Below are 7,531 nucleotides of genomic sequence, written 5' to 3' on the forward strand. Positions count from 1 at the left end.
GGTCGTGAGTGCCATCTGGGCACGTACGCTGTGGCTGCTGCTCGCAATCGCCGGCCTGGTCTTTGCACCGGTGGCCTTTGTCTACGGCCTCAACTGGGGGCTGACGGCGGGGATCGTTGGCCTGTTTCTCCTGCTCTCCTTGCATCTGCACCATCTTCAACAGTTGATGGACTGGCTGGAAGGCCCCCTCAATAGTCCTTTGCCAAGGGGGCGTGGTGTCTGGGAAATAGCGTTTGCCGACCTGCACCGCCGGGTGCGTATTCGTCTGAGCCAGCAGCAAGCGCTATCCGAAACCCTTGAGCGCTTCATGCGAGCATTTCAGGCCTTGCCTGACGGAGTGATCGCCTTTGATCGCCATCACCACATCGAATGGCTGAACGAACGAGCGGAAACGCACTTCGCGCTTTCGGCGGAAAGCGACCGTGGGCAGGCGCTGACCAACCTGATCCGCCATCCGGATTTCGTCGCTTATCTCGGTAGAGAGCGCTTCGCTGAGCCCCTGATTTATCGCGGTGGCCGTGTAGAAGGCTTGACCCTGATGTTGCAGGTCATTCCCTATGGCGAAGAGCAGAATCTTCTGGTCTCCCGTGACATCAGTCAGATGGAGCGCATGGAGACCATGCGCCGCGACTTTATCGCCAATGTTTCACATGAGCTGAAGACGCCTTTGACGGTGGTCGCAGGGTTCTCGGAAATGCTGGCCGATGATTTCGAGACTTATGGTGATAACGAGATCAGGAACTATCTGTCGCTAATTTGCGAGCAAAACGCGCGCATGCAGCGTTTGATCGAGGACCTGCTGACGCTTTCAGCGCTGGAATCCGGTGGCTCGCCGTTAAACGAAGAACGTGTTGAACTGGAGCCGATACTGCGCAGCATCTTTAACGATGCTCAAGCGCTTTCTGCGGGTCAGCATGAGATTGTCTTGACGATCGGAACACCATCGGTGCTAGAGGGCTGCGCCAACGAGTTGCGCAGTGCATTCAGCAATATGGCGTGTAACGCCGTACGCTACACGCCGCCGGGCGGCAGGATCGATCTGATCTGGCGTATGCATCAGGGATGCGGGGAGTATATCGTGGCTGATTCAGGAATAGGTATCGCCGCTCAACACTTGTCACGCCTGACCGAACGTTTCTACCGGGTTGATCGAAGTCGTTCGCGTGAAACCGGTGGCACCGGTCTGGGACTGGCCATCGTCAAACACGTTTTGACACGCCATCATGCCACATTGGAGATCGAAAGTACTCCAGGCAAAGGCAGCCGCTTTACTGCGCGCTTTCCCGGGTACTGTTTTCGAGACTCGGGGTCAGCAAGCCGCGAAGCTGACCCGCTCGAAATCCGGTCCATCGTCAAGCAATTGCAGGAGCCTGACTTGCCAGGTGCTGTCGGTATATAGCTCGATTATCCGTTCGCGCCGAAACCAGCCCTTTGGCAGTACCAGCGATTGTTCGGCTTTCACCGCCGGCACTGAAGGCAGCATGAATGCACGATGGTATTTGCTAATGTGTTCGCCCGTTTGCGCGAGCGGTCGTGCAGCGATTGCCGATGGTAGTCCCGGCAGCACCATGATTCCGGCAGTCAGGCCACCACATTTCTCCTGCATCAGCCACGTAGTTACCGCCAGCAGAAAACTATTGCTGTCATGGGGACAGAGAGCGAGTAGCTGACCGTGCACAATTTTCTTGCCGGAAGTGCTACGTACGAGACGGAACCCGTTGGCCGACTGGTTGACGACTTCCCAGGTATCAAGGCTGTAGGTAAGTTGCTCCTGGCGTACCTGGAGTATCTGCATGGGGTCTGCCTGGTGCCGGAAGGCAAACAGGCTTTCAAACTCCCGTCTCGAATAAGCACGAACATTCTCCGGCTGCTCGAACTCCTGGCCGGAGATGTAATAGTGCATTTCCTCAAAACCCGTACATAATCTGGTGATTCCGGAAGTGGCATGGCGCCGGTATTTTCTCGTTGCGCGCGCTTGCGACCACGTGCGGGAAAGATGTTCTAGCAAACGGTTGCATTGCCCGGAAGTGCAAGTGTCGCCCAGCGCGAGTTGCGATGGCGGTATTTTTTGTCTTAACTGTTGCCTGATCTGACTGATCTGCATGGCCAGCCGGGAGGTATCAAGACGTCGTAGATGGTCAGTTTGCAGGCACTCGGCCACAGGACGCAGGGCGACGTCGTGCATCAGATCAACGAGGTAATGGGGCAATGAATCCCCCGGTTCTGCCTTTTGCAGGCTGACCAGAGGCGACCAGTAAATGGCCCAGCGGCGAACCAGAGTCTGCTCATGAACCGAGAGACTGTAACAGCCAGCCATATCACAAAGCAGGAAACTGATATAGGTCGCGGCGCAGTGTGTACTGCGCCCCAAGCATTCAAGGGCGTCGGGAATGGGCAATGTGGCGATTCCCCACTCTTCGGCACTGGCGTAGTAGCCATGCAGGTCAAGCCACAAACCAAATGGAAATTCACGCCGGGCACGCTGATGCTCAACGATGGCCATGCCCGTATGATGGATACAGCGTTGCAGGATCATGGCCACCCTCTGGGCATGGGCAGCATCTTCTTCCGATGAGTCATTTTCGGCGCAATGTGCATAGGCCTTTGCTGTTTTCAGCCAGATGGCGACGATCTGCTGGAAAACTTCCTCTTCGAGGTCAGCGAGTGGAAGGGGCTTGTTCAGGTAACGCTTGGCGAGTTCCTCTGCTACAAAGGTGACAGGGAGACGGATATGTTCGAGTAACCTGAAATAAGTTTCTCCGTCGGGTGGGTTGGCCAGCAGACTGTCAAGGAAGTGGTTCAGGTCGACTTCAGCCTGCTGGGGATTAGCTAATGAAATACGAGAAATGATCGCACAGCCGGACTGCAGATCGCGAATCGCAAAGGTGATGGGCGATCTAGCATTCATTACAAACACCTTCTCGATGCGGCCATCGGCTCACCGAGCAGATCCGCCAATGCTTCCTTCAGCCGGACGGTTTCGATAGCCGCTGGTATTGAGATGATTGTCCTTTGCCCAGAACCCCATATCGGATTGGGAAAACAGCGATCCTCATGCCAGCGCGGGATGACATGCCAGTGAACGTGGGGGGTCATGTTGCCAAGGCTGGCGAGGTTTATTTTGTCCGGATTGAGCAGTTTGCGCAGAGTGGCTTCAACGGCGAAGACCACCCTCATCATCTCTTGCTGTTCATCCTCTTTCAAATCGGTCATTTCAAGCTCGTGTCGATTAAGGATAACGCGGCAGAAACCGGGGTAGTCCGGATCTGCAATACTTGCGACGTGACAAAGCGTGTTTCCCCAGACTAGTTCTCCACCGCTTGAAATGCAAAGTTCACAAATTTTAGAGGGCTCAGTCATGATTCTTGGCTCCATGCCAGATTGACCATACGCGGCTTAAAGTCACCGATTAGTGTCCAAGATAATAGGATTGAGTCCTGCTTAATAGGAAAAATGTCACATAATCATAGTTTTATGCTCAGAAATGCAGAAAAACTGCAACTGGACTGGTGTGGTTGCTGATCGATGCAAAGATTTAAAGCAGAATGCGCTCAATGCCGCCATTGTTGGCTTTTTGCACGTAGCCCTCCATCCAGCCTTCACCGAGCAGGTGTCTGGCCAATTCGACAACGATGTAGTCCGCCTGTGTGCCGCCATCGTCGTTGTAGCGCGACAAACCCTGCAGGCACGAGGGGCAGGATGTCAGAATCTTCAGTTTGCCGGTGAATCCATCGGTACGCAGCCTGTCGGCACCTTTTTCGATTTCTTCCTGCTTGCGGAAGCGAACCTGGGTTGATATGTCAGGGCGCGTCACGGCCAGCGTTCCTGATTCACCGCAACAGCGATCGGAGAGATCGACCTTCTGTCCCATCAGTGCGTTGACCACCTTGATCCCCGGCATCGTCTGCATCGGCACGTGGCACGGTTCATGATACATATAGCGGGAGCTGCGTTGCGCTGTTCCGCCTTCGAGCCTGACGCCTTTCTCCAGCAGGTATTCGTGGATGTCGAGCAGGCGACAACCGGGGAATATCTTCTCAAACTGGTACTTCAGTAACTGATCCATGCAGGTGCCGCAGGAGACGATCACCGTATTGATGTCGAGATAGTTCAGCGTATTGGCGACGCGGTGGAATAGAACGCGGTTATCGGTGGTGATCTTTTGTCCCTGATCCGCCTCGCCGGCTGCAATTTGCGGGTAGCCGCAGCACAGATAACCGGGCGGCAGAACGGTTTGCGCACCGATTTCGTAAAGCATCGCCTGCGTGGCCAGACCGACCTGTGAAAAGAGACGCTCCGAGCCACAGCCGGGGAAATAGAAAACGGCGTCGCCTGCGTAATCGGCGGCACTGACCTTGTGCGGGTCGCGGATGACCGCGACCATCTTTTCATCCTCGATATCGAGTAGCGCGCGCGACGTACGCTTCGGCAGACCGCCGGGCATCGGTTTGTTGATGAAGTGAATGATTTGTGAGCGAGACGGCGGGAAAAAGACGGGCGGCTGGCCGAGCGTGGCCGGCGGCTGTCGGGTCTGGCGCTGGATCAGGCCGAAGAATCTGGCCGTACGGTAAGCCAGGCGTTGCCCGGCATAACCCCAATCAATCATCAGCTTGCGTACCAGCCGGATGGTTGCTGCGTCCTTCATGGTCAGAAAGGCCATCGCCGCCGCCTTGGCCGGAACGTACTTCTTTTTGCCCTGCTCGCGCAGGAAGTTGCGCATGCGGATGCTGACATCGCCGAAATCAATGTCGACCGGGCATGGGTTGGCGCACTTGTGGCAAATCGTGCAGTGGTCGGCCACGTCGTTGAATTCGTCAAAATGCTTCAGTGATATTCCACGCCGGGTCTGCTCTTCGTAGAGGAAAGCCTCGATCAGCAGCGAGGTCGCGAGAATCTTGTTGCGCGGAGAGTAAAGCAGATTGGCGCGCGGCACGTGGGTCGAACAGACCGGCTTGCATTTGCCGCAACGCAGACAGTCCTTGACCAGCGCCGAGATGTCGCCGACCTCGGATTGCTCCATGATCAGCGACTCTGCGCCGAGCAGGGAGAAAGAGGGTGTGTAAGACTGCCGCAGATCGCCGCCGGGCAACAGTTTGCCCTTGTTGAAGCGGCCTTCAGGGTCAATCCTGGCCTTGTAATCGCGGAAAGGCTGGATCTCGGCTTCACTCAGGAACTCCAGCTTGGTTATGCCGATACCGTGCTCGCCCGAGATCACGCCGTCCAGTGAGCGGGCCAGGGCCATGATGCGCTTTACCGCAGCATAAGCGGTTTGCAGCATCGCGTAGTTGTCCGAGTTGACCGGGATGTTGGTGTGCACATTGCCGTCGCCGGCATGCATGTGCAGGGCGACAAACACACGGCCGCGCAGTACGTCCTGGTGAATCGCCGCGAAACGTTCGCGCACCGTACGGAAAAGATTGCCGTCGAAAATGGCTTCAAGTTGCGGCTTCAGTTCGGATTTCCACGAGACGCGTAGCGAGTAATCCTGTAAGCGGTGGAAAAGCGCGGGCTCGCTCGCCCGGTTTGAGAGTACGCCGGCGGTAATTCCGAAGCGGGCAAACTGTGCCTCGGCCTGTACCAGTGGCAGGTCAAGGTGATCGAGAAGCCACTGCCAGCGCGCCCGAACGAGGGCAACGGCAGCCACGGCCGCAAGGCGACGGTCGCCAATCAATACCTCATTTTCGAGGTTGGCGTCTCCGCGATGCAGCGGTAGTACGCCTGCCAGGAATTCACTGAGCTTGTCGCACAGCGCCAGTTTGTTCTGTATTGACAGCTCGATATTGATTCGTTCGATACCGTCGCAGTAATCGCCCATGCGTAGTAACGGAATCACCACATCTTCGTTCAGTTTAAAAGCATTGGTGTGGCGTGAAATGGCTGCCGTGCGCGAACGGTCGAGCCAGAATTTCCGGCGCGTATCGGCATCGACGGCAATGAAGCCCTCGGCCGCGCGCAGGTTGCACCTGCGCACCACTTCCGAAGCGGCCGACATGACGGCTCTTTCGTCGTCGCCGACAAGGTCACCGATCAATACCATTTTCGGTCGACCCGAGCTTTCTCCTTTGCGCGTGGCCTTGGTCGCATAGCCGACAGCGCGCACGTAACGTTCGTCCAGATGTTCCAGACCGGCCAGCAGCACGCCGGCTTGATGGCCGGCACCACCCGGTTTGAAATAATCGGTGATTTCGACGATGGCCGGAACGGCTTCGCGCACCTGCCCAAAAAATTCGAGACAGACGGTACGGGTGTGCGCCGGCATCTTGTGCAGCACCCAGCGCGCGGCAACGATCAGGCCGTCGGTGCCTTCCTTCTGGATCCCCGGCAGGCCGCAAAGAAACTTGTCGGTGACATCCTTGCCCAGCCCCGCCTTGCGGAAGGCGTGCCCAGGTATTTCAAGCAGTTCAGGTTCTCCGAACGGTGTCGTGCCGTCCTTGCGGAAACGCCGGATCTCAAAACGTGCAATAGCCTGTTCGTGAATCTTGCCGAAATTGTGGTTGACTCGCGTCACTTCCATGAAGTGACCTCCCGGATCGACCATTTTCCACCATGCCAGATTGTCGAGCGCCGTTCCCCACAGTACGGCTTTCTTGCCACCGGCATTCATCGCGATGTTGCCGCCAATGCAGGAGGCTTCGGCCGAGGTCGGGTCGACGGCAAACACCCAGCTGGCGGCGGCAGCAGCTTCGGAAACGCGCGCCGTGACGACGCCGGCACCGGTACGGATGGTCGCGCAGGGCTGCTCACAACCGGGTAACACAAGCTCCTCAACCGGGCCGATATCGATCAGTTTCTCGGTATTGATGACCACCGAGAGCGGGGTAAGCGGGACGGCGCTGCCGGTATAACCGGTACCGCCGCCACGCGGGATGATGGTCAGCCCCAGCTTGATGCAGCCGCGCACCAGGGGTGCCATTTCCTCCTCGCTGTCGGGGTAGACGACGACAAAGGGATATTCGACGCGCCAGTCGGTGGCGTCGGTCACGTGCGATACGCGCGCCAGTCCATCGAACGCAATGTTGTCGCGGCGGGTATGGCGCATCAGCGTATTCAGCACCCGGTTGCGCAAGGCGGCGGTAACCTCGAAATGGCGCTCAAAGGCATTGACCGCCGCCTGCGCCGCTTCGTACGGGCCGATTACCTTGTCGTTCCCCTGCCGCCGCTTGTCGATTTCCTTCAGCCGATGGCGCAGCGCCTGCACCAGTGCTTCGCGTCGATGGCGGTTGGCGAGCAAATCGTCTTCCAGGTAGGGGTTACGCTGAACAACCCAGATATCACCCAGAACCTCATAAAGCATCCGCGCCGAGCGCCCGGTAACACGCTGGCTGCGCAGTTCGTCGAGGATCGCCCAGTTCTCCGCACCGAGCAGGCGAATGACAATTTCGCGGTCGGAGAAGGAGGTATAGTTGTACGGTATTTCGCGCAGGCGAGCGTTCATGACGGTTCAGCAGCTTCCAAATTCAGGATTCTAACGTATCGGCGGACAGCCGATGTGCGGCTTGTGCGACATGGTCAAGGCTGCCGCATTTAATTA

4 protein-coding genes are annotated in these 7,531 nt (G+C 57.2%); 1 reads left to right on the forward strand and 3 read right to left on the reverse strand.

Features of this window, described 5'->3' with window-relative positions; all coding sequences use genetic code 11:
- The first annotated feature begins 4 nt into the window (after window positions 1-4).
- On the forward strand, window positions 5-1,399 hold the full coding sequence (gene phoR / locus JNM42_RS06565; RefSeq protein ID WP_294267880.1) for a phosphate regulon sensor histidine kinase PhoR: 1,395 nt from the start codon (window positions 5-7) through the stop codon (window positions 1,397-1,399).
- Here the strand turns inward: phoR and JNM42_RS06570 are convergent.
- The 3 genes from JNM42_RS06570 to JNM42_RS06580 form a co-directional block, all read right to left on the reverse strand.
- Window positions 1,310-2,908: a hypothetical protein gene (locus JNM42_RS06570; protein WP_294267881.1), complete on the reverse strand. Its 1,599-nt coding sequence runs from the start codon at window positions 2,906-2,908 to the stop codon at window positions 1,310-1,312. The genes phoR and JNM42_RS06570 overlap by 90 nt on opposite strands.
- Complete coding sequence (locus tag JNM42_RS06575; protein ID WP_294267882.1) at window positions 2,908-3,360, reverse strand: HIT family protein; 453 nt, start codon at window positions 3,358-3,360, stop codon at window positions 2,908-2,910. Before JNM42_RS06575 ends, JNM42_RS06570 begins: the two co-directional genes overlap by 1 nt.
- Window positions 3,361-3,535: 175 nt before the next feature.
- Window positions 3,536-7,435: a DUF3683 domain-containing protein gene (locus tag JNM42_RS06580; protein ID WP_294267883.1), complete on the reverse strand. Its 3,900-nt coding sequence runs from the start codon at window positions 7,433-7,435 to the stop codon at window positions 3,536-3,538.
- Between the last annotated feature and the right edge of the window lie 96 nt (window positions 7,436-7,531).

Origin of the sequence: Propionivibrio sp., assembly GCF_016790145.1 — a bacterium.
GTDB lineage: Bacteria > Pseudomonadota > Gammaproteobacteria > Burkholderiales > Rhodocyclaceae > Propionivibrio.